The 21,516-nt window shown below is 70.6% G+C and carries 18 protein-coding genes; 11 read left to right on the forward strand and 7 right to left on the reverse strand.

Translation table 11 applies throughout. From position 1 onward, the window contains the following. Positions 1 to 765 precede the first annotated feature (765 nt). A complete protein-coding gene (locus tag ACFWJW_RS08480; protein WP_387236722.1) occupies positions 766 to 1,872 on the forward strand; it encodes a PP2C family protein-serine/threonine phosphatase in 1,107 nt (368 codons plus the stop codon). Between the two features lie 345 nt (positions 1,873 to 2,217). Continuing rightward, positions 2,218 to 2,721, forward strand: coding sequence for an alpha/beta fold hydrolase (locus ACFWJW_RS08485; protein WP_387236724.1), 504 nt, complete (start codon positions 2,218 to 2,220; stop codon positions 2,719 to 2,721). 232 nt (positions 2,722 to 2,953) lie between these two features. Here ACFWJW_RS08485 and ACFWJW_RS08490 read toward each other — a convergent pair whose 3' ends face one another. After that, positions 2,954 to 3,637, reverse strand: coding sequence for a DUF1648 domain-containing protein (locus ACFWJW_RS08490; protein ID WP_387236726.1), 684 nt, complete (start codon positions 3,635 to 3,637; stop codon positions 2,954 to 2,956). 406 nt (positions 3,638 to 4,043) lie between these two features. Between ACFWJW_RS08490 and ACFWJW_RS08495 the strand changes: the two genes are divergently transcribed. Next, complete coding sequence (locus tag ACFWJW_RS08495) at positions 4,044 to 5,138, forward strand: PP2C family protein-serine/threonine phosphatase (protein ID WP_387236728.1); 1,095 nt, start codon at positions 4,044 to 4,046, stop codon at positions 5,136 to 5,138. A 109-nt stretch (positions 5,139 to 5,247) separates the two neighbouring features. Here the strand turns inward: ACFWJW_RS08495 and ACFWJW_RS08500 are convergent, their stop codons facing one another. Next, positions 5,248 to 5,979, reverse strand: coding sequence for a hypothetical protein (locus ACFWJW_RS08500; protein ID WP_387236730.1), 732 nt, complete (start codon positions 5,977 to 5,979; stop codon positions 5,248 to 5,250). A 261-nt stretch (positions 5,980 to 6,240) separates the two neighbouring features. Next, positions 6,241 to 6,846, reverse strand: a complete 606-nt coding sequence (locus ACFWJW_RS08505; RefSeq protein WP_387236732.1) for a pyridoxamine 5'-phosphate oxidase family protein — start codon at positions 6,844 to 6,846, stop codon at positions 6,241 to 6,243. A gap of 550 nt (positions 6,847 to 7,396) precedes the next feature. Between ACFWJW_RS08505 and ACFWJW_RS08510 the strand changes: the two genes are divergently transcribed. From ACFWJW_RS08510 to ACFWJW_RS08540, 7 genes are all read left to right on the forward strand, one after another. Further along, positions 7,397 to 8,152: a class I SAM-dependent methyltransferase gene (locus tag ACFWJW_RS08510; protein ID WP_387236734.1), complete on the forward strand. Its 756-nt coding sequence runs from the start codon at positions 7,397 to 7,399 to the stop codon at positions 8,150 to 8,152. 141 nt (positions 8,153 to 8,293) lie between these two features. Then, positions 8,294 to 8,974 carry a hypothetical protein gene (locus tag ACFWJW_RS08515; RefSeq protein ID WP_387236736.1) on the forward strand — a complete coding sequence of 227 codons (681 nt, stop codon included), beginning with the start codon at positions 8,294 to 8,296 and terminating at the stop codon, positions 8,972 to 8,974. A 131-nt stretch (positions 8,975 to 9,105) separates the two neighbouring features. Beyond that, positions 9,106 to 11,946, forward strand: a complete 2,841-nt coding sequence (locus ACFWJW_RS08520; RefSeq protein ID WP_387236738.1) for a SpoIIE family protein phosphatase — start codon at positions 9,106 to 9,108, stop codon at positions 11,944 to 11,946. A gap of 214 nt (positions 11,947 to 12,160) precedes the next feature. Then, positions 12,161 to 13,303, forward strand: a complete 1,143-nt coding sequence (locus ACFWJW_RS08525; protein WP_387236740.1) for an ABC transporter substrate-binding protein — start codon at positions 12,161 to 12,163, stop codon at positions 13,301 to 13,303. A gap of 93 nt (positions 13,304 to 13,396) precedes the next feature. Then, the gene (locus ACFWJW_RS08530) at positions 13,397 to 14,572 is read left to right on the forward strand and encodes a macrolide family glycosyltransferase (RefSeq protein ID WP_387236742.1); all 1,176 of its coding nucleotides are present in this window, start codon (positions 13,397 to 13,399) and stop codon (positions 14,570 to 14,572) included. Between the two features lie 187 nt (positions 14,573 to 14,759). Then, positions 14,760 to 15,506: an SOS response-associated peptidase gene (locus ACFWJW_RS08535; RefSeq protein WP_387236744.1), complete on the forward strand. Its 747-nt coding sequence runs from the start codon at positions 14,760 to 14,762 to the stop codon at positions 15,504 to 15,506. Between the two features lie 111 nt (positions 15,507 to 15,617). Next, the gene (locus tag ACFWJW_RS08540) at positions 15,618 to 18,293 is read left to right on the forward strand and encodes an SCO7613 C-terminal domain-containing membrane protein (RefSeq protein ID WP_387236745.1); all 2,676 of its coding nucleotides are present in this window, start codon (positions 15,618 to 15,620) and stop codon (positions 18,291 to 18,293) included. Between the two features lie 41 nt (positions 18,294 to 18,334). Here the strand turns inward: ACFWJW_RS08540 and ACFWJW_RS08545 are convergent, their stop codons facing one another. From ACFWJW_RS08545 to ACFWJW_RS08555, 3 genes are all read right to left on the reverse strand, one after another. Continuing rightward, on the reverse strand, positions 18,335 to 18,601 hold the full coding sequence (locus ACFWJW_RS08545) for a DUF4190 domain-containing protein (RefSeq protein ID WP_387236747.1): 267 nt from the start codon (positions 18,599 to 18,601) through the stop codon (positions 18,335 to 18,337). Then, positions 18,598 to 18,771: a hypothetical protein gene (locus tag ACFWJW_RS08550; protein ID WP_387236749.1), complete on the reverse strand. Its 174-nt coding sequence runs from the start codon at positions 18,769 to 18,771 to the stop codon at positions 18,598 to 18,600. Before ACFWJW_RS08550 ends, ACFWJW_RS08545 begins: the two co-directional genes overlap by 4 nt. A 131-nt stretch (positions 18,772 to 18,902) precedes the next feature. After that, positions 18,903 to 20,108, reverse strand: a complete 1,206-nt coding sequence (locus ACFWJW_RS08555; RefSeq protein ID WP_387236751.1) for a PP2C family protein-serine/threonine phosphatase — start codon at positions 20,106 to 20,108, stop codon at positions 18,903 to 18,905. A gap of 623 nt (positions 20,109 to 20,731) precedes the next feature. Here ACFWJW_RS08555 and ACFWJW_RS08560 point away from each other — a divergent pair. Continuing rightward, entirely contained in the window at positions 20,732 to 21,079 is a 348-nt protein-coding gene (locus tag ACFWJW_RS08560) for an STAS domain-containing protein (protein ID WP_387236753.1), read from the forward strand. 16 nt (positions 21,080 to 21,095) lie between these two features. Here ACFWJW_RS08560 and ACFWJW_RS08565 read toward each other — a convergent pair whose 3' ends face one another. Next, entirely contained in the window at positions 21,096 to 21,506 is a 411-nt protein-coding gene (locus ACFWJW_RS08565; RefSeq protein ID WP_387236755.1) for an ATP-binding protein, read from the reverse strand. Positions 21,507 to 21,516 lie beyond the last annotated feature (10 nt).

Here is a 21,516-nt window from a genome sequence, read left to right on the forward strand (position 1 = left end):
AGTAGAGGATGTCAGCAATCGGCCACCGCGGACCGCACTTTGCGATCCGCGAAGCGAAGGAAGACTTCCGCGCACCGCGAGGTGCACCACGAGGTGCGCGTCGGCAGCATCTCCGGTGGGCGCCCTGCCCGCGGGCCGGGGACCGATCCGCGAGGGGCCGGGCTTCACAGCGGAGGGCCGCTCGATCGCCGTCCTCGACCAAGCTTGTCGACGCATCGGCATCCGGGGCTGCCGGCCTTCCGGCGAGGGCGACTCGCAGTAGCAGGAGACCGTGTAGGAAAGACGGGGATTGCGGTACGGCAACCTCCACGAACAGCACCGGCACACCCTCACCGGGCGTGTGAGGACCAGGTCCGCGCGGGGGCTGTTGTTGCCGAGCGAGCTCAGCGTTCCGGAGACCGGCAGCAGCGTCTCCGACGCCCACGAACCGATCGCCCGAGCCTCTGTGGCCCATCCGGCACGGCCGGTCCGGCCGCATCGGGCTCACCGCCCACCGCCCACCGCCGGGCCGACGAGTGGGGCGCGGTGCCCGGGGTGCCTTTGCGGGGCGGACGAGGCCGGACCTGCGGCGAGGTGGTGCTGCCGCCCGGATCACGACCGGTGAAGCCTCGGCCTGCCTCCTCCTGTGGCTCGCGCGCCGCCACCACGCCCCAGCGCCGACGCGTGTGCGGAAACGCTTGCCGCACCCGAGGGCATCCGGCAACGAGCCACACCGACCCCACGCTGCTCGGAGCGCCTGGAGCCCTACGGGTGTAAGGAGGAGATATGCGCGTCCGGCATGCCCCTCCCGGCTCCAGGAGATCCTGGCAGCCGAGCACCGGTTTGATCGCCATCCCGCTCGCGATCATCGCGGCGGTCACGGTGATCGACATCAACATTCCGGAGGCCGTCCACCTGGGCCCGTTCCTGGTGGCCGCGCCCGCGCTCACCGCTTCCTTCGCCGGCCCGGGCGTCACCGCCTCCATCGGGGCGCTCGCCGTAGCGGCGCAAGTACTCATCGGGCACCTGCACGGCGGCCTGCTCACCGCGAACCACCTGGCTCAGATCGCCGCCCTGTTCCTGATCTCAGCACTGGTGACGATCTTCTGCTATCTACGCGACAGGCGTGAGCGGACGCTCGAAGAGGTACGGGCCGTGGCGACCATGGCACAGCGGGTACTGGTGCGGCCGCTGCCCCGCAAGATCGGAGGGCTGCGGATCGCTTCCGTGTACATCGCGGCCGAGTCCGAGGCCCTGATCGGCGGTGATCTGTACGCGGCGGTGCCCTCCCCTGGTGCCACCCGCCTGGTCGTCGGCGACGTCCGCGGCAGAGGCTTGCCGGCCGTGGACGAGGCCGCGTCGGTACTCGGGGCCTTCCGGGGCTCCGCCTACCGCGAGCTTTCGCTGCCCGGGATCGTGGCGCACCTGGGAAACGCCGCGTACTGGAACACGAGCCACCGCGTCGACGGAGGTCCCGACGCCGAAGAGTCGTTCACGACCGCGCTGGTACTGGACATCCACGATGACGGCCCCTTCATCGGGCTCGTGAACTGCGGTCACCCCCCGCCACTGCTGCTACGTGACGGCAAGGTCCGGCCTCTGGAAGCCGACGAGCCCGCCCTCCCCCTCGGCCTCACCGCCCCCTCGGCGAGCGACTACAAGGTGGAAACCTTCTCGTTCGAGCTCGGCGACCTGCTGTTGCTGTACACCGACGGGGTCATCGAAGCCCGGGACCGGAGCGGCGCCTTCTACCCTCTGGCCGATCGGGTCGCCTCCTGCCACGCGACCGCCCCCGACGCCCTCGTACGCCACCTCCACGACGACCTGCTCCGTCATGCAGGCGGAAACCTCGGCGACGACGCAGTCATCATCGCGATCGCCAAGAGCTCCTGAACGCGGGAAACCACCGGCAGGACGTGACTGCGAAGCCGGCTCATGGTCGCCCCGGCCGTCCCAGCCGCCCCGGCCGCCCCGGCGTTGGGCGCGCACGGCGCTGGACGGCCATCGAAGACAGGCAGCTCGCGACGTAGGTTCCGGAAACCCGTTGACTCCGGCATTCACGTGCATAGCCCACTTCTGTGACCCGGCCGGAGTGCGTGACCGCGCCCGACGGTGCGGAGAACTGAACACTCAGATGCCATAGGTCTCAGGGAAGGCATGAACACCATGGCAGCATTTCCGACCCCCGGCTCACGGCGCCGAATACTTCGCACACACGTCATCGCGGCCGGGTGCGTCATGGCCGTGTGCACATCCGTGGCGGTCCCCGCCGTCGCGGACGGGGGCACGACCACAGCCACGGCCAAACCCACCATCGTGCTCGTGCACGGGGCGTTCGCGGACGCCTCCAGCTGGAACGGTGTTGTCGAGCGGCTCGAACGTCGTGGTTACGCCGTCATGGCCCCCGCCACCCCACTACGCGGGCTGTACAACGACTCCTCCCCACGAGGGCTCATGGCGGTGACCCAACGGCCCGTGGCGACGACCGCGTTCTCGGAGAAGGCCAAGGTGGCGGCCTGGAGACACCTCCCGTCGTGGTTCCTCGTCGCGAAGCAGGACAAGACCATCAACCCCGACCAGGAACGCTTCGAGGCGAAGCGTGCGGGTTCACACACGGTGGAGATCGACTCCTCCCACGTGGCCATGACCTCCCACCCCGAAGCGGTCACCGACCTCATCCTCCAAGCCGCCACTGCGACGGTCCGTCCGGCCCTCGATGCCCGCCACGGGGGCCACCCATGACGCCCGGACCGAGACCGCGCTCACCGGCATCGCCGCCGCCTCGTTGATCGCGGGCGCAGGAGCAGTTCTCCTGAGCCGTCGGCTAAGACGCTCCACGCCTTGACGGCGCCTCAGGACGGCTCCCCACATCGTGGTGTGCACCACGGAGAGTCGAACGCGGATGCGGTCCATGACGGCCTCGTCGCCCGCCTGGCCTGCGGTGACGGTCAGGGCAACCCCGTCGCGGGCCAGATCAGTTGGTCGCCGTTCGCCGGTCGCCTACCGCGGCCGCCACCGTCAGAGCGGTCCCGGCGACGATCGGCACGATCATCGCGGCGAACAGCCAGCCCGGCACGTGTGGATCTGGCGCCGAGCGCCACAGCACTCCGCAGCTGATCAGGAATGAAATACCGACGCAAGCGTTGAACACCAACAAGGCCCGGGCGATACGGATTGCCGAGGCGCGGGTGCGAGGCCGGTTGACCAACGACGTCGCATTCCCGCCGGCGAATCGTGCCGCGCCTGCGTCCGGCAGCTCGGCGAGCGGGGTCACCCGGAGCGTCAGCTCCGCGCAGGCAGTCAGGATCGCCGTCACCCCGATGTAGACGAAAACGAGTAAAAACGCGCCCCCAATGGACCGATCCGTCCAAGCGTCCACGCCATCGATGCCGATGTGCTCAGGTATTCGGCTCGGCAGGTGGGGGTAGCGGACGATGCCCCAAACGGACAGTGTGGCAAGCAGGACAGAGCTGGGGAGTAACCACAGTCGTATGCGTGAGGAGAAGACCATGACGCCGATTGTCTGGTGAAGTTGCGGAGGTGTGAAGCACCCATCTGCGCGCCGGTCGACCAGGCCGTCCGGGCCAGCAAGCATCCCCTGATCGTCGACCGGCACGGAACGCCGCTCGCGGTGTCGCTCCCCGGAGGAAACCGCCATGGCGTCATCGGCGACGTGACCGCGACCGACCACTGGGCCACTCGTGTCCTGCGCAGCTCACTGCTTGAGGCCGCCCCCGACCAGGCTCAGCGCGCCACCCGACTGGCTGATGACGACGCCTGTGCTACCGCACCACAGTCCGCAACGCCATTGGTCGATCTCACGGTGGACTGGAAGGCCAGGAGAGAATTCGCTCGCATATTCGATTATGGCTCTTGCGCGGCGCGGCGAGCGAGGACGGCCTGGGTATGGCATCGCCGGTGGCCTCGCAGTTTCCGCCGACCCTGACGGAGCCGTGCGGAACAGGTGTGACACCGCCAAGCCGGCTGGCCGGGTTCCCCCGACAGGCGGCCGGCTCTGATCCTTCAGAGCGCTATGTTCTCTTTGCGTAGATATTCTGTGCAGTGTGATCGAGTCTGGACGACCGCGGCTCCGTCGTCGCCACGGCCGGTGGCTTGTGCGGCTGTCGCCGGTGATCCTGACCGTCGTCATCGCCGGGCTGGCCTACGCCACTCCCCCTGAAGTGGCCTTCAGTCGTCTCCTGCCCGCGGCGCCGGCTCTCGCCGCCGCCATGTGGCCGGTGCTCCCGACCGTCCTGCTGGGGACGGTCTGCCTCTTTCTGATGATTGGGCTCAGCCTCGTGTTCCCCGGTCTGGGGATGTGGTGGACGGCTGCGGGGATCATCGCGGTCACCGTGGCGGCCGCGTACGGAAGTCATGTCCGGCTCCAGCGGGAGCGGACCCTCTTTCAGGTGCGGCTCGTCGCCGACGCGGCACAGCAGGTGGTGCTGAGTCCGATGCCGCGCCGCTTCGGGAGCGTCGAGATCGAGTCGCTGTATCTCGCGGCCGCGGCGGAGGCCCGTATCGGCGGGGACTTCTATGAGGTGGTCGACACGCGATACGGGGTCAGGCTGCTCATCGGTGATGTGCGGGGCAAGGGTCTGCCGGCGGTGGGGGCGGCCGCGGCGATCGTCAACTCGTTCCGGGAGGCGGCCTACGGTGAGGCCGACATGGTCAGCGTCGCGCGCCGGCTGGACGCCAGCAGCACCCGTTACAACGCCGCCTTTCCCCCCGAGGGGCCGATGGAGCGGTTCGCCACCGCCCTTCTTGTCGAGATCCCGCACGGCGACAGGCGTATCGAGATCCTCAACTGCGGACACCCGCCACCGCTGCTCCTGAACGGCGGGGAAGTCCGTGCCCTCGAGCCCACCACTCCCTCGCCGCTGCTCAATCTCGCGGAGCTGATCGGCGATCACTACACCATCGACACCTTCGACTTCGCCCCCGGCGACCTGCTGCTGCTCTATACCGACGGGATCGCCGAGGCCCGCGCCCGCGACGGCCGGTTCTTCCCGCTGGCGGCCTGGATGCGCCAACAGCCCCCGACGCCGCCCCACGAGCTGCTCACAGCTCTTCACCGCGACCTCCTCCGCTACAGCAGAGGACGCCTTGACGACGACATCGCCGCCCTGGCAGTACGCCTGCGTGAACCCATGGAGTAGGCCCGGGCCGCTTCGCGGCCGTTGAGCGCCGTTGGCCTCGACGGGCCGGCGGCCGACGGCCCGGGGGAGCCGCCCGGGGGTGAGCTCCGCCCCACAGCTGGCCAGGCATTTACTCGTGGGCGCTGATCACGCCGGCGGCGCTGAGCACGATGTATACGCCGTTGGCGTTGACCCCGACGTCGTGCTGATTCGCGTCCAGCGTGGCGGCCACGCCGTCGTGGCCGATGATCTGCGCGCGGTACCGGAGCTCGCTGACCTCCGTGACCTTGGCCGTCCAGCCGCCCGCGAGCTTGAACGTGCCCGGTCCGAGGTGTCCGCCGCCCATCCAGGAGTGGACCTGGCCGTCCAGCGTGAGCGTGACGAACATGTCGTTGGCGTCGAGCCCGGCGTCGTGCCCCTTCGTTTCCAGCGTGGCCAGGACCTCGCCGCGGGCGACGATCTTGGCGCGGTAGTGCTGGTCGCCGAGCTTGTAGATCTCGGCCGTGCTGATGCCGTCCGCCAGGCGCTGGGTGCGGTGCGCGCCGCCCGACCGCTTGGCCGCAGCGCCCGCCTTGACATCGACCTTGGCATCGACCTTGGCGTCCGCAGGGGTGCCGGCTTTGGTGTCGGCCTTGGCGCCGTGGCTCGCCTGGGCTTCGGAGCCCTGCCCCTTGGCGGAGGAGCCCGCGCCACTGGACTCGGCGGCGGCCACGCTCGCGTCCGACTTGCCCGCGGGCTTCGTGCCATCGGCGTCCGAGCCGGAGCATGCGGTCAGGGCAAGGGCGGCGGCCGCGGTCAGGGCCGCGGCGGCAACGCGCAGGGTACGGCGACGAGCGGTGCGGACAGTGGTGCTGGAGCTCATTTCGGGTCCCCCCGGACGGTCGGTGACGTGGTCTCCTCGGTATGTCACCCACTCTGGCCGGGACCACTAGCGCAAGCCTGCCGCGCCGCTAACGTCCGGCTAACACAGCCGTGAGCAGGGGAAAGAGGCAAAGGAGAACCTGAAGAGCCAGGCTGCGGCATCTAGTTGGAAAGCGCACGGCTGCTTGACCTTCCGTCCCACCCCGGGCCACGGACGCGAGCTTTGCGGCCCGTTCGCCGGCTTGGCCCCGCCATGGTGCCCCTACCGCCCGTGAGTTGGGGTCCGGGGAAGTGGTGGCAGCGGCAGGGGAAGGCCCGGCAGGCCGTCGATGCTGGTCGCGATGTGTTCCTTCTTCTGGAAGTACGCGTCGAGTGACTCATCGGTCTCGCGCGCGAAGCGTGACGCGTGCAGCGGGCGGTCTTCGTCGTAGGTCATGAACGGGACGCCGTACCCGCAGGTGTCGCGCATGCTCTCGGCCGTCACGACGATGATCGCTCGCAGGCCGTGTGCGGTCGGGTCGATGTCCGGGAAATGCCCCATCAGCTCGGCCCAACGGGCATCGTCGCGGAAGACCGGCTCTCCGCGACCGTGTATGCGCACGATGTTGGGTGGACCGTCGAAGGCACACCACATCAGGGTGATGCGGCCGTTCTCGCGCAGATGCGCGATGGTCTCGGCGTTGCTGCCGGCGAAATCGAGGTAGGCCACGGTGAGTTCGTCGATCACGGCGAAGGAGCCGTTCAGGCCCTTGGGCGAAAGGTTGACGGTGCCGTCGCCGTCCAGCGGCGCCGTCGCGGTGAAAAAGATGTGCTGAGCCTCGATGAAGGCACGCAGCCTGCCGTCTATCCGCTCGTAGCTCTTCCCCATGGCTCGATTATGGCGGTGTGACCCTGCCTGCGGGAGGGGGCAGGGATCAGCGGCAAGTGAGGTGCGAGGCGCGGAGTTCTCCGGCCAGAGCGGGCGGGCGAGTGCGGTCGGTCGGTCGGTCGGGCATCGTTCCGGTGGATTCACCGTTCAGATCATTACGGCTTCCGGGCAGGTAACCGCGCCCTTACAATGTGCGGTCGACAGGGCGCAGTGTCGGATCTCGGGGCGGGGCTGAAGATTTGGCGACGCAGATTGCACCAGGCATGGTCATCGCCGAGCGGTATGAGCTGGTCGAGCGCCTGGGCCGCGGGGCATGAGCGAGGTGCGGCAGGCCCGGGACCTGAGCCTGAACGTCGATGTGGCCGTCATGGCCTGCCTCGACTTCGTGGCGGATCTGGCGAAGCGCGGGCCCTCCAGTTGACGCAGGGGTGACGCGCAGTGCCCAAGCGCCGCACTCCAGGCCCCAGGCGATCCGTATACCCCCCACCACGCACAACAGTTAGGCGCATCCGTGACACAGCAACCGGCCACCACCCCCTACAACAGCGGCATGTTGAGCAATGACGCGCGTCGTGAGAGTGACCGCTTGGAGTCCATCCAACGCAATGTCGATGCGTTCACCATCGGGATCCTCGATGGCCTTCCCGTCAAGACCTCCTGGAATTGCCTGGAACTGGGTGCAGGCGCCGGCTCCATCGCCTATTGGCTCGCCGAACGCTGCCCGGACGGACGCGTCGTCGGCGTTGATCTCGATACCCGCCACCTCGAAGCGGGCCGGGCCGCGAATCTGGAGATCGAGGAAGCCGACATCACGCGCGAGGGTTACGCGCCCGGCAGCTTCGACCTCATCCACGCCCGCTATGTGTTCTGCCACCTCCCGGAACGCGACGAGATGGTCGCGCGGGTCACCCGCTGGCTCTCCCCCGGCGGCTGGCTCATCATCGAAGAGCCCTTTCACCTGCCGGCCGGCTCTTCCCCTTTCCCCGTGGTCCAGCGCATTCTGGACGCCTATCAGCGCATGTACCACAAGCACGGCGCCGACTTGACCTGGGTCCGCGGCCTACCGGCCCTGATGGCGCGCAACTCATTGACCGAGGTGGCCTTTGCCGGAAACCCCGGCTGCATGGGCGGGCTCGACAAGGACCGCTGGCTCCCACTCGTCACCCAAGCGGCCCCTGGTCTCCTCGCCGACGGTCTGGTCACGGAAGCCGACCTGGCAGAGTTCGCCACCCTTCTGAAGGACCCGGCTTTCATCGATATCCCCCAGATCACCATTTCCGCCTGGGGCCGTCGTCCTGCGGAATGAATCACCACGCCGGCCGGGGCCGGGAACGCCCTGGATCTGGTCGCCGGGTGAGTACCTGGTCGTCCAGTGCGTACTCGTACTTACTCCTTGCCGGTAGCCGCGCCCATCCACCGCGCTTCCCCGCTGACATAGCGTCCCCGTATGCCCGAGGAAACCGCACCGACCGAACCCACCACCACCGCCCCGAACAATTCCGGGGTCGCCTCCTTCGCCTTCAAGGCCATCGGATGCGGTTGCGCCCCGATCGTGGTACTCGTTCTGGTCGTCCTGCTCGCCTCGGGCTCATGGGGGTCGACGGACTTTCCCCGCGTCGCGCCCGAGGACATGGCGAGCCGTGCCTTTCAGCGTTCTCAGGAGGCGTATGACGTCGTGGGGTTCCGGCGCACCGTGAAACCAGGCGTCGAGGACATCGGCGTCAGCACGGAGAACACGCTCAGCTCTTCCTTCTGCCACGACGGGGGTCTCACGGGGCTGGAGGACAAGACCGTCGACGGCGCCTACCAGATGAGCCACCGCTGGGCGCTGGACCACGTCCCCGCGAGCCAGGCCACCTCCGGTCTGCACCGGCTCCACCAGCATCTGAAGGACAAGGGCTGGGAGATCACGTCCTACCGCACGGGCGAGAAGGGCAACTGGGACCTGTTCGCCCAGCGGGACGACGGTGCCGAGCGGATGTCCTTCACCTGGTACCCGGACCGGGAGTACTTCACCGGCGGTGCCGGCGTGCCCTGTGCCTATGACCCCGCGTGGAAGAGCGGGGACGCCGGCCCGACCGGAGATGACCAGATGCCACCGGCCCTCGGACCGGGCAGCGGGACGTAAAGGCGATTCCGCGAGGCCCGGCCCGAGCCACCCGGCGCGGGTCACCCCTCCCCGCCCGCGAGGCCCCGCCCCTCGGCACCTGCCGTAGCACGCCTTGCCGCCGCCCGGGCGAAGAAGGATAAATGTGAATCATGAGCGGATTTTCGGGTCGTTTGCGGCGTTGGCTGCGCCGTGCGCCCGGGCGTTCCGCTTTTCCGGGTGGGGAGCCTGCCGGGAGCGGTGACGGTGACCGTCAGGAGGAGCGTGCTGCGGGGGGCGGAGATCAGCAGCGGGTGCGGCCCTCCTGGTCGACGCGCAGCGTTGCCCGGGAAGTCTTTCTCCTTCAGCTGGTGCTCGTGGTGCTGCTCGTCGCGGCCGCGGTGGTGGCCTTCGTCGTGCAGACCCGGCGGGACACCATGACCGACGCCCGGCACCGGACGCTCGCCGCCGCTGAGTCCTTCGCGCACTCCTGGGGGCTCCAGGAAGCCCTGAACAGCCCTGATCCGACCGCGAAGCTCCAGCCGCTGGCCGAGGAGGCCCGGAAGGCCGCCGGTGTCGATGCCCTCATCGTGTACAAGCTCGACGGGATCACCCTCACCCACAGCGACCCGCGGCAGATCGGCAAGCACGTCATCGGCCCGTATGCGGAGGCCGCCCGGGGCAAACCCTTCACCAGGACCTTCGAGGGGGCCCTGGGCCTCTCCGTGATCTCCGCGGCGCCCGTCAAGGACTCCTCGGGCCGGGTCATCGCCATCGTCGCCGCCCCGGTGACGGTGGAGAAGGTGCAGAAGTCGGTCAACCAGCAGCTGCCGCTCTTTCTGGGTACCGCGGTGGTGGCGCTGGCGCTCGCCGCGGGAGGCGCGGGTCTGGTGAGCCGTCGGCTGAGCCGGCAGACCCATGGTCTGGGCCCGGTCGAGATGACCCGGATGTACGAGCATCACGATGCGGTTCTGCACGCGGTGCGGGAGGGTGTCCTCATCGTCGGCCGCGGCGGGCGGCTGTTGCTGGCCAACGACGAGGCGCGGCGGCTGCTGGACCTGCCGGCGGACGCGGAAGGCCGCCGGGTCGACGACCTGGGGCTGGACCACCGCACCGCCGAACTCCTGGCGTCGGACCGGATCGCCACCGACGAGGTGCACCTGGCCCAGGACAGACTGCTGGCCGTCAACAAACGGTCCACCACCCCCTACGGCGCCCACCAGGCGAGCGTGGTGACCCTGCGCGACACCACCGAGCTGAGGTGGCTGTCGGGGCGCGCCGAGGTGGCGCGGGAGCGGTTGAGGCTCCTCTACGACGCCGGGGTACGGATCGGCTCCACGCTGAATGTCGTGCGCACTGCCGAGGAGCTGGCGCAGGTGGCGGTCCCCCGGTTCGCCGACATCGTCACCGTCGAGCTCCAGGAACCGGTGCTGAAGGGCGAGGAACCGAGCGTGGCGGGCAGCGCGCTGCGCCGTGCGGCCCTCGCCGGTCTGACGCCGGACCATCCGCTCTATCCCGTCGGCGAGCTGCTCACGGTCGTCCCGGGCACCCCGGCGGCGGCGAGTGCGGACCAGGTCAGGTCCATGGTGGAGCCGGATCTGGCCGGCTCTTCCGCCTGGCGGTCCCAGGACCCGGAGCGCGCCCGGCGCATCCTGGATCACGGGGTGCACTCCCTGGCGGTCGTCCCGCTGCGCGCCCGGGGGGTGGTGCTGGGAATGGTGTACTTCTGGCGGTCGGGGAGCTCCCCTCCGTTCGACGACGAGGATCTGTCCTTCGCCGAGGAACTGGCGGGGCGGGCCGCGGTGGGGATCGACAACGCCCGGCGCTTCACCCGCGAGCGCACGATGGCGATGACGCTCCAGCGCAGCCTGATGCCCCGCGGCCTGCCGGACCAGGACGCCCTGGAGGTGGCGCACCGCTATCTTCCGGCCCGGGCGGGAGTGGGCGGGGACTGGTTCGACGTCATCCCGCTGCCCGGCGCACGGGTGGCGCTGGTCGTCGGTGACGTGGTCGGACATGGTCTGCATGCGGCGGCCACCATGGGCCGGCTGCGGATCGCCGTGCACAATTTCTCGGCCCTGGACCTCGCCCCCGACGAACTGCTGGGCCATTTGGACGAGCTGGTGACCCATATCGACGTCCAGGACGAGGACGGCGAGGAAGTGCCGGCGATCACCGGCGCCACCTGTCTCTATGTCATTTATGACTCCGTCTCCGGGCGGGTCAGCGCGGCCACCGCCGGCCATCTGCCGCCGGCCGTGGCCCACCCCGACGGGAGCGTGGAGTTCCTGCACTCACCGGTCTCCCCGCCGCTGGGGCTGGGCACCGGTCTGCCCTTCGAGACGGCTGAACTGTCGCTGCCGGAGGGCTCCCGGCTGGTGCTCTACACGGACGGGCTGGTCGAGAACCGCAGCCGCGACCTGGACGCGGGGCTGGAGGCACTGCGTGCGGCCCTCGCCGGGCCGGACCGTACGCCGGAGGACACCTGCGCCACCGTCATGGAGTCGCTGCTGCCCGCCAGATCCACCGATGACGTCGCGCTGCTGGTGGCCCGGACCAGGCGGCTGGACCCCGCACATGTCGCTGAGTGGGACGTGCCCAGCGACCCCGCGGCGGTGGCCCCGGTCCGTAATGCGTGTGTCCGCCAGTTGGTGGACTGGGGTCTGGAGAGCATCGCCTTCGGTACCGAGCTCATCCTCAGCGAACTCATCACCAACGCCATTCGGCACGGCGCCGAGCCCATCCACGTGCGGCTTCTGCACACCCGCACGCTGATCTGCGAGGTCTCCGACGGCAGCAGCACCTCCCCGCACATCCGCCAGGCGAAGGACACCGACGAAGAGGGCCGCGGGCTCTTCCTGGTGGCGCAGTTCGCCGAACACTGGGGCACCCGCTACTCCCCCAGGGGCAAGACGATCTGGGCCGCTCAGGTGATCGGCCCCGAGACTCTGCCGTCGGCGGAGGAGCCGTCCGAGGACCTCCTCAACCATTGGGAGCAGCGCGGACAGTGGTGAGGCCGTGGCCGCGGCACCCGTCCGGGGACGGGCCTGGGCCCCGTACGGGCGTGGACTCCGTACGGGCGTGGGCCCCGTACGGGCGTGACGCCTGTCGGCCGCCATGACCCGGCCGGGTGACCGTCCTGGCGGAGGGCTGCGCGGGGGCGGAGTACGCTGGTCCGGACCATTGCTGTAGCGGACCGCTCCCCCACCCGGCCCTGCTGGAGGCGTTGTGGCTACACCTCATCGGGTCCGCGCAGGCGCCTTCCTGTGCTGTCTCGGTCTTGCGGCGCTCGGTCTCGGTGCCTGCCAGGAAGAGGGACCCAAGCGGCCGGTCGCGCCCTCCCGGGCCGAGTCCGCTGCCGACGTGGGCGGGCCGGCGGCGCTGGTCAAGGCGGCGAAGCGGGAGGGCAGGCTCAACACGATCGCGCTGCCGCGCCAGTGGGCCGGCTACGGCAGGCTGATCGACGGTTTCGAGAAGAAGTACGGCATCAAGGTCGTCATCGATAACCCGTCCGGCCACAGCCAGCAGGAGATCGAGGCCGTCAAGCGCTACCGGGGCCAGGAGCGCGCCCCGGACGTGCTCGACGTCGGGGATTCCTTCGCCCAGTCCGCGGCGCGGCAGAATCTGCTGGCCCCCTACCGGGTCGCCCAGTTCGACCAGATCCCTCCGGAGCAGAAGGACGCCGAGGCCCGCTGGTACAACAACTACGGCGGCTATGTCTCCATCGGCTGCGACGCCGCCCGCGTCAAGACCTGCCCGGATTCCTTCGCGAATCTGCTCCGGCCGGAGTACAAGGGCCTGGTCTCGATGTACGGCCAACCCACGGACGCGGGCTCGGCCTTCGCCGCCGTGTACGCGGCGGCGCTCGCCAACGGCGGGTCATTCGACAACATCCGGCCGGGCATCGACTTCTTCGCCCGGCTCGACGAAGTCGGCAACTACAACCGAACCGACCCCGACCCGGCGTCCATCGCCAAGGGCAAGACACCGATCAGCATCGAATGGGACTACCTCAACCTGGCGCTCATCGACCAACTCCGCGGTACGGGCGTGGACTGGAAGGTCTCCATTCCCTTCGACGGCAGCTTCTCGCAGTACTACGCACAGGCGATCAACAGGGACGCCCCGCACCCGGCCGCGGCGCGACTGTGGGAGGAGTACCTGTTCAGCCCGGAAGGCCAGAACCTCCGCCTGGTGGACTACGCCCGCCCGGTGCTGCTGGCCGCCATGGCGAAGAACGGCACCCTCGACAAGGCCCTGGCCGCGCGGCTGCCGACGGTCGAGGGCACGCCGCAGTTCCCGGATGAGGCCCAACTGGCCAAGGCTCTGCGTACCGTCCGGAAGAACTGGGCCACGGCCGTCGGCGGCTGATCCGTCAGCGGGGAGGCGGACCTCCGCCCTCCTTTGACCGAAAGAGCACAAAAACCCGGGGAATCAAAATCCCGGCTCGCTACGATCGACGGCATGGCAAAACACCTGTTATTTGTAGCCCTTTTCGGGCACGGACATGTCAATCCCACCCTGCCGCTGGTCGAGGAGCTCGTACGCCGGGGCCACCGAGTGGACTACGCGACCACCGCGGAGCACTCCGAGGCGGTCACCAACGCCGGCGCGCGCTGGGTGGAGCTGAAGCTCCAGTCGCCTGAAATCCTGGTTCCGCCCCGCCGGTTCGGCCTCGAAGAGATCCTCGTCTGGATGCGCGGCATGTTCGCGGAGATGAGTGCGCAGTACCCCGTGCTGCGCGACTACTGCGCCACGGAGTCGCCGGACGCGATCTGTTACGACGCCATGAACTGGCCTGCCAAGGTCGTCGCGGAAAAGCTCGGGCTGCCCGCCGTGCGGTTGGTTCCCAACTTGGCCTCGAACGAGTCGTTCTCGCTGTTCGAGGATGTCTTTGCGGATGCCGACCACGGAAATCCCCTGCTGGGTCTGCTCACCGACTGTGCGGACTTCTCCGCCGAACACGGTGTCACGCTCGCCCCGGAGAGCGTCATGAACGGCACCGAAAATCTGAACCTTGTGTTCATACCCAGGGAATTCCAGCCCGCCGGTGACACCTTCGACGAGCGTTTCCACTTCATCGGCCCCTCCTTGGGCAGCCGGGAGCACGCCGAGCCCTGGTCGCCGGCCGATCCCGAGTCCCCCGTACTGTTCATTTCGCTGGGCACGGTCTTCAACGACCGGCCCGAGTTCTACCGCACCTGCATCGAAGCCTTCCGCGACGGGCCCTACCAAGTGGCCATGACCATCGGCGATCTGGACCGGTCCGCGCTGGGAGACATTCCGCCCACCTTCGACGTCAGGCCGTACTTCCCGCAGCCGGCGGTGCTACGGCATGCCGACGTCTTCGTCTCGCACGCCGGGATGAACTCCACCATGGAGGCCCTGTATTACGGGGTGGGCCTGGTCACCCTTCCGCAGATGACCGAGCAGGCCGCCAATGCCGGGCGCGCGCAGGAACTGGGGCTCGGAGTGCGGCTGGACCCCGCGACGGTCACCGCCGAGTCGTTGCGTGCCGCGGTCACCCGAGTCGCCTCCGACCCGGCTGTGCGCAGCAATCTCGACCGGATGCGCACGGTGGTCAAGAACAGCGGCGGAGCCGCCCGCGGCGCCGAGGTGATCGAGGACTATCTTCGCTGAGGTCCGCCGCATGACGCCGGGGTGCGAGAGCCGCGCTCCGCACCCCGGCGTCCGGGTCTCCCACGGCCTCGGAAGCCTCGCCGGATGCGCCGCCCGGTCACTCCTGCCGCGGTCCGGCAGGGCCGGGGCGGCCCTGCTCAGCGGACCAATGGGGGCTGTCCGGCGGAGCGCCTGGCAAGGTAGAGGTATGTGCGGCCGATTCGTCTCCACCCGCAGCCCGCAAGACCTGGCGGGCGTCTTCGATGTCCCCCGCTGGGATCCCGACCGGGCTCTGGAGCCGAGCTGGAACGTGGCGCCGACGGACGATGTGTGGTCGGTGCTGGAACGGGTCGAGCGGGAGACCGGGGAGATCACGCGACAGCTGCGGCCGCTGCGCTGGGGCCTGGTGCCGTCCTGGGCGAAGAGCCTGAAGACCGGCGCGAAGATGATCAACGCCAGGGTGGAGACCGTCGCGGAGAAGCCGGCCTACCGCCGGGCGTTCGCCAAGCGGCGCTGTCTGCTGCCCGCGGACGGCTTCTACGAGTGGCAGACCGTCGCCGCCACCGAGACCGCCAAGGCCCACAAGCAGCCGTACTTCATCAGCCCCGAAGACAGCCAGGTCATGGCGCTGGCCGGCCTGTACGAGTTCTGGCGTGACCCGGCCGTCGAGGACGACGCCCCGGGGGCATGGTGGGCCACCTGCACGATCATCACCACCGAAGCCACCGACGCCGCCGGCCGCGTCCACCCCCGTATGCCGCTCGCCATCGCCCCCGCCGACTGGAGCGCCTGGCTCGACCCCGCCCACGAAGACCCCGGCGAGCTGCGCGCCCTGCTGACCGCCCCCGCCGCCGGACACCTGGCCGCCCGCGCGGTATCGACCGCGGTCAACGACGTGCGCAACAACGGCCCGCACCTCCTGGCCGAGCCGGCCGACGGCACCGGCAACGCTTGAGCCGGAGCGGTATCCGGGCCGAGCGCGGCGAGTAGTCAGCCTCGGACACCAGGCCGGCACTGAGTACGGGTACTCAGGCCCGTGGCCGACAGGGCTGCGCATACTCACGCCATGCACATGCAATCGCCGGGGTGCCCGGACTGCGGAATACCGCTGGGGGCGCCGCCGCCCGCTCGGTGCACCCGTTGCCGACTGCCCCTGACCGGGCCGGATGCCTTCGCGTTGTGGCAGGTCAGCGGAGAGTTGAGCGCGCTGGACGCACGCCGGCAGTGGCTGGCGCAGCGGCACACCGCGTTGCTGGCCGCGCTGCGGGCACGCCGGGACGCGCCCACGGAGATATGCGTGGCCGCGTCCGCGGGAGCGCCTGGGATCGCTCCCGTGGGCGGGAGCGGCGCGGCGGCGGGCGCCTCGGGGCGGGAGCTCTCCGCGCCGTCCGCCCGGACCGCGCTGCTGATCGTCGGCGGAGTGCTGGTGGTGGTGGCCGCGTTGGTGTTCACCGTGGTGAGCTGGGGCCGGCTGGGTATCGGCGGGCGGGCCGCCGTGCTGCTCGCGCTGACCGCGTGCGCGCTCGCCCTGCCCCGTCCGCTGCGGCGGCGGCAGCTCACGGCCACCGCCGAGGCGTCCGCCGCGGTGGGCCTCGCCCTCGTGCTCCTGGACGGATATGCCGCCCGGCAGGCCGGACTCGGCGGTCTGGACCGCGTCGGGACGGCGTGCTACTGGGCGGTGCTGACCGCGCTGACGGCGGTGGGTGCGGCGCTCTACGGCTGGTGGCAGCGGCTCCGGCTCCCGCTGCCCCTGGGATTCCTGCTGGCACGACTGCCCGGCCTGCTGTGCGCCGCCGCCTTGGGCGGAACGACCGAGGACTACGCGACCGCGGTGATCGCCACGGCCGCGGTGGACTTCGCGGTCCTGTACGCGCTCACCGCACGCGACGCCGCCGGGCAGGCCGGGTTCCGCGAGCGGATGGGTGGCGAACGGGCGGCCACCCTCCTGGTCACGGTGGCCCGGGCGGTCGGCGGCGGATGGGCGTTGCTGGGCGGGGTGCTCGCGGTGGGGTACGCGGTGAGCGCTCCGTCGCCGGCCGAGGTGATGCGGGCCTGGGTACCGCTGGGGCTGCTGATGCTGCTGGGCACGGCGGTGTGCCGCGGCTTCCGCACTCTGCCGTTCGCACTGCGGGCCGGCGGCGAGGGTGCGGCCGTCGTGGCCGTGATCGTGGCCGTCGGCGCGGGCTCGCGGTACGTCACTCCCCCGGGGTGGGCCGTGGCCGGATACGCGGCACCGGCGGCGCTCCTCGCCGCATGGGCCGCGGTGTCCTGCGCGCGGAGCGGCCGGTGGGCGAAGCCTGCGACGGGTGGGCCGTTCGCACCGCCGTCCCGAGCCGCGGCGGCGGTGGGAGAGCTGGCCACCTCCTCAACTGCGCTGCTGCTGACTGGTGTTGTGGTGCTGCCGGAACTCGCGCACGCGGTCGTCCGGCCCGTCGTCCACGGCGTGGCGCTCTGGGGCGGCGGTCACCCGCCGCAGTGGAGCTGGCGGCTCGCGACCGCGCCGCTGGTCGTGCTCTGGTTGTCCGCCGCCGTCCTGGCTGTCATGGCCGGGGTGCGGGCCCGTGCCGTCGATGACGGTGACCGGCGCACGGACCGACTGGCGAACGCGCTGCGCAACGCCCGGGCGCTGACCGCCGTTCCCGCGGTGCTCCTGCTGCCGGTGGCGCTCGGGGTGCCGTACGGGTGGGTGCCGGCGGCCGCCGTCGTCGCGTCCGTCGCCGTCGCCGTGGACCTCGTGCGCCGGCCGGACGCCGCACTCATATCGCGGCTCCTGGTACTGGCCGCCACCGGCGGGCTCGCGCTGCTGTGGTCGTCGGCCGACCGGGCCGCCGTGCTCGCGGTGTGGGGAACCTTCGCCGCGTCGGCCGCCGTCCTCGCCCACGTCCTCTCGGCCACGGCCTCCCCGCCCGCCGTGCGCGCGACGGCGCGGGTCGCGGGTGCCTTCGCCGTCCTCGCCCTGGGGGTCGAGGCGGTCGCGTCCGGGGCCACCGCCGGTCTGCCCGGGCACATCACCGCGTTCGCGGTACTCGCGGTCGCCGGCGCCGCCGCCGGTGCCGCAACGGCCTGGCACCGTGTCCCGGGGCGCGATCAGGTCTCCACGGCCGTCGAAGGCGCCGGGTACGTCCTGGCGGCAATCGCCCTCGCCCTGACGGCACTTCACCCCGACGCGCTGAGTCTCGCTCTCGCCGTGAGCGGGGTCGGGGGCCTGGCCGTCGCGCTGCGGCCGGACCGCCGCCGCGCCGCACTCGCCGGGACCGCCCTGCTCATCGCCTCCTCCTGGGTGCGCCTGGCCCTGGCGGATGTCTCCGCCCCCGAGGCGTACACGCTCCCGGTCACGGCGGCCGCGCTGGTCATCGGCCACCGTCGCCGTACGGGCACGCCGGGCACCGGCTCCTGGGCCGCGTACGGGGCGGGGCTGAGTGCGACCATGCTTCCCGGCGTCGCGGCCATGTGGAGCGATGAGAACTGGGTGCGTCCACTACTACTGGGGGCGGCGGCCCTGCTCGCCACCGTCGTCGGGGTCCGCACGCGTCTCCAGGCACCGCTGGTCGTCGGTGGCGGCGTACTCCTGCTGGTGGGGCTGCACGAACTCGCCCCGACCGTGGTGCAGGTCTTCGGCCTGCTGCCCCGCTGGGTTCCGGTGGCCGCGGCCGGCCTGCTCCTGCTGCTGCTCGGGGCCACCTACGAGAAGCGGATGGACGAGGCCCGGCGGCTGCGTGACACGGTGCGCGGCATGACGTGACGGGCTGCCCGGCCGGGAGGCGGCGCGCTGCCGCCCGGCTCTCAGAGGTGCCAGCTGATCGTCCCGTTCTGGGCGGACAGCACCACCAGCAGCACGAGGTCCACGGTGCCGAACAGCAGGCCCAGGTAGGCGCGCAGGCGCCGGATGGTCCCGCGGTGGAGTGCCGCGGCGCCGAAGAGAAGGGCGCACGGGCCGAAGAAGATGTTGAACACCAGGATGCCCAGCAGGCCGCAGACGAACGCGGCGACCGCCATGCGGTCGGCCTGAGGGTGCGGTCCGGTCTTCAGGGGGATCCGGGCGGAGGTCATCGGCCGGCTCCCTTCGTCGTGCGGGCGGCCTTCCGGCGCTCCTTGGTGAAGAAGAACACCAGCCAGGCCGCGATGGCGATTCCGGCGGCGACGGTGACGGGCACCGGGACATGCGCCGCGGTCCCCAGCAGTGCGCCGAACAGGAACAGGGCTACGACCAAGAAAAGCATGCTCCGCCTTTCCGTATCGGGTACGGCAGGGAGCCGGCACGTCGGGTTGCCGACGCGTTCGAGGCTCCGGTGACGGCACCAACTGCGCCCTTGAAGCGGTGCTTTGCCCCGCGTACCCGGATCGCCGGCTTCTAACAGGGGCCGCCCTTGGCGCTCTCCCGCCCGGGCGGCCGGTCTCCGGGTCTGCCGAACCAGTCGACGCAGAGCACCAGCGAGTCGTCCAGCGGTTCCGCGGTACGGAAGTCGGCCAGGTCACGCAGTACGGCGCGGGGCACGGCGGCGGCCGGGAGCAGTCGGCCGGCGTGGATGGCCCGGGCCAGGGCGCGCTCCGCGTACGCCTCCCCCTGCGGCGACCGCGCCGCGTACACCCCGTCGCTGACGACGACCAGCCGGTCCCCGGACAGCACCTCGAATTCCTGCGCCTTGTAGTGCGTCTCCTCGAACATGCCGAGCGGCATCTGCGGATCGAGTTCTATGCGCTCGATCGCTCTGCCCCGCATCCGCCACAGCTGGGGCGAGCCGGCGTCCACGGCCTGGACCCGGCCCGTCGCGAAGTCGAAGCGCAGCAGCAGGGTGCTGACGTAGGCGGCTCCCCGGTATTGGGCGTAGAGGGCCTGGTCGGCCAGTGCGGCCTGGTCCTCGATGCTGATACCGGCCCGGCGGGCGTTGCGCAGCGCGTTGACGGCGAGGTGGGTGAGCATCGAGGCATTGACGCCGGTGCCCATGCCGTCGGTGACGGTGAGGGTCAGCTCGTCGGCGTCCGAGGCCCAGTCGTAGTTGTCGCCGTGGGTGTCGTGGGCGGGTTCGAGCTGGGCGCCGAGGGCGTACTCGTCGGCCGAACAGGCCCGGGCCGGGAGGAGGTGCCACTGCATCTCGGCGGCCAGGGTGAACCGGCCGATGCGTCGCGCCCGCTGGTAGACGTCGGTGTCCCGCTCGGCCACCAGGAGTTCGTGGCCGAGCAGACCGGCCGCGTGGACCAGGTCGTGGACGGCGTCCGGAACGGACCGCTCGGCGGGCAGCCGTACCGTGAGCAGGCCGGTGCGCTCCCCGCGGACGGTCACCGGGAGATGGTGCTCGACGATGTCTCCGTGCCGGGTCTGCTGGTGGGGCTGCCGGCCGTCGAACGCTCTGCCCTGGGCGCTGTTGGCGACCGGGACCGGCGCGGCCGCCGCCCCCACCGCGCCGAAGGGAGTGAGGACCGTGGCCCCGTGGTCCGCGAGCAGCAACTCCACGGAGAGCGCTCCGTAGCGTTCGGCGAGCACGTCACGAAGCGTGTCCACCAGAGCGTGCGGGGCCGACGCCCGCACCGCTCGTTCTACCTCACGACGCTGAGTCACGGTCTCTCAAACATTCTTCGTCCGTGGACGAGGGCAAAGGAAGGCGGGGCTGACGGGACCGCGCCGCAGGAGGGAACAGAGTGATCGGGTGTGTCCCGTTACCGTGGCCGGCCGGGCCGCCGCGAACGCGGAAGGGTGGTTGTCCCCTGCACCGTTGAACCGGTGGCGGCGCATACGGCGACACGCCCCAGGGGTGCGTAAGGAGTTCCCCCGCCAGGAGGGGGCCTCGTCGTCACGGCCGCGTTCCCTTCCGGTGCGCGGCGGGCGTGGGGTGGTGGCGGGGCTCGGTGCGATTCACGCGGCGGCCTCCTCCCCTCACATATGAGGGTGACCGCCCACGCATCGTCGGCGGCCACGCTCATGTTCTGACAGCGTGCAGCGGATCTCAGGCCGCTTTCGTCCCAAGCCACGCCAGGCGCAGCCGCCTTGTTCTGTGACGAGAACAGATTGTTGCCTTATGGCGAATGTTGTCAAACGGCAACTATCGCTTCTATCCTGGTCCGAGCTGGTTCCTTGGTCGTGTGACACGCCCGGGCCGCTGCATGCGCCAACCGTCAGCCCCTACAGCGAGGTTCACCGTGCCCCAGCCCAGCGGAGGCCGACCGATAGCGGGAGAGACGACCGTGCGGCAGGAGCGTGGCGCTCTTGTCGTCGCCGTCACGGGACCCCTCGATCTCGACAGCGTCGCGCCGCTGGAAGAGATCCTGCGGAAGGCGGCCGAGGACGGCGTCGCCCGGGTCGTCGTCGACCTGTCAGCGGCCACCTTCGCCGACTCCACCACCGTCAATGTCCTGCTCCAGGCGCACAGCGCACTGGGCCCGGCGCTGCGCCTCGCGGCCCCCTCCGCCGCTCTGGAGCGGCTGTTCACCCTCACCGGGCTCGACACCGTACTGCCGCTCCACGCGTCCGTGGCGACGGCCCTCGACGCCGGGCCGGCCGCTCCCCTCGGAGCCGACGGCGGCGACCGCTAGCCCTTCAGCGGTGTGTTCAGCGCGCCAGCGCGGCCTGTACCGTCTTGCCGCCGCCGGAGCCCGGGAGGATCGCGACGTCGAGGGCCAGCGCGTGCACCATGGGCCAGCCGAAGCCGCCGTGGTTGCCGGAGAGGTCGGGGTCGCGCTGCTGCGGATGTGTGGGGCTGGGGTCCTCGACGCACACCTCGATCCGCTCGTGGTCCGCGCGAAGGTGCAGGGCCGTGACGGCGCCGGCGTGCCGGAGCGCGTTGGCGACCAGCTCGGACACCAGGAGCAGCAGGTTCTCGGTGGTCAGTGCGGATGGCTCGGGGCGGAGCCGGGCGGCGAAGCTCCGGGCGAAATCGCGGGCGTCCGCCGCGGAGCCCGGCCGACAGACACACTGCCTCGGCTGTATCGGATGATCCTCAATCACTAGCCGGCGTTGCATGGCGTTCTCC

The sequence above is a fragment of the Streptomyces sp. NPDC127097 genome, from assembly GCF_042724075.1.
In the GTDB taxonomy this organism is placed as follows: Bacteria; Actinomycetota; Actinomycetes; order Streptomycetales; family Streptomycetaceae; genus Streptomyces.

What these genes read in the sequence shown, in the direction of transcription:
- ACFWJW_RS08480 (WP_387236722.1), top strand. Translation starts at nt 766, where the DNA reads ATGCGCGTCCGGCATGCCCCTCCCGGCTCCAGGAGATCCTGGCAGCCG.
- ACFWJW_RS08485 (WP_387236724.1), top strand. Translation starts at nt 2,218, where the DNA reads ATGGCCGTGTGCACATCCGTGGCGGTCCCCGCCGTCGCGGACGGGGGC.
- ACFWJW_RS08490 (WP_387236726.1), bottom strand. Translation starts at nt 3,637, where the DNA reads ATGGCGGTTTCCTCCGGGGAGCGACACCGCGAGCGGCGTTCCGTGCCG.
- ACFWJW_RS08500 (WP_387236730.1), bottom strand. Translation starts at nt 5,979, where the DNA reads ATGAGCTCCAGCACCACTGTCCGCACCGCTCGTCGCCGTACCCTGCGC.
- ACFWJW_RS08505 (WP_387236732.1), bottom strand. Translation starts at nt 6,846, where the DNA reads ATGGGGAAGAGCTACGAGCGGATAGACGGCAGGCTGCGTGCCTTCATC.
- ACFWJW_RS08510 (WP_387236734.1), top strand. Translation starts at nt 7,397, where the DNA reads ATGTTGAGCAATGACGCGCGTCGTGAGAGTGACCGCTTGGAGTCCATC.
- ACFWJW_RS08515 (WP_387236736.1), top strand. Translation starts at nt 8,294, where the DNA reads ATGCCCGAGGAAACCGCACCGACCGAACCCACCACCACCGCCCCGAAC.
- ACFWJW_RS08520 (WP_387236738.1), top strand. Translation starts at nt 9,106, where the DNA reads ATGAGCGGATTTTCGGGTCGTTTGCGGCGTTGGCTGCGCCGTGCGCCC.
- ACFWJW_RS08530 (WP_387236742.1), top strand. Translation starts at nt 13,397, where the DNA reads ATGGCAAAACACCTGTTATTTGTAGCCCTTTTCGGGCACGGACATGTC.
- ACFWJW_RS08535 (WP_387236744.1), top strand. Translation starts at nt 14,760, where the DNA reads ATGTGCGGCCGATTCGTCTCCACCCGCAGCCCGCAAGACCTGGCGGGC.
- ACFWJW_RS08540 (WP_387236745.1), top strand. Translation starts at nt 15,618, where the DNA reads ATGCACATGCAATCGCCGGGGTGCCCGGACTGCGGAATACCGCTGGGG.
- ACFWJW_RS08545 (WP_387236747.1), bottom strand. Translation starts at nt 18,601, where the DNA reads ATGACCTCCGCCCGGATCCCCCTGAAGACCGGACCGCACCCTCAGGCC.
- ACFWJW_RS08550 (WP_387236749.1), bottom strand. Translation starts at nt 18,771, where the DNA reads ATGCTTTTCTTGGTCGTAGCCCTGTTCCTGTTCGGCGCACTGCTGGGG.
- ACFWJW_RS08565 (WP_387236755.1), bottom strand. Translation starts at nt 21,506, where the DNA reads ATGCAACGCCGGCTAGTGATTGAGGATCATCCGATACAGCCGAGGCAG.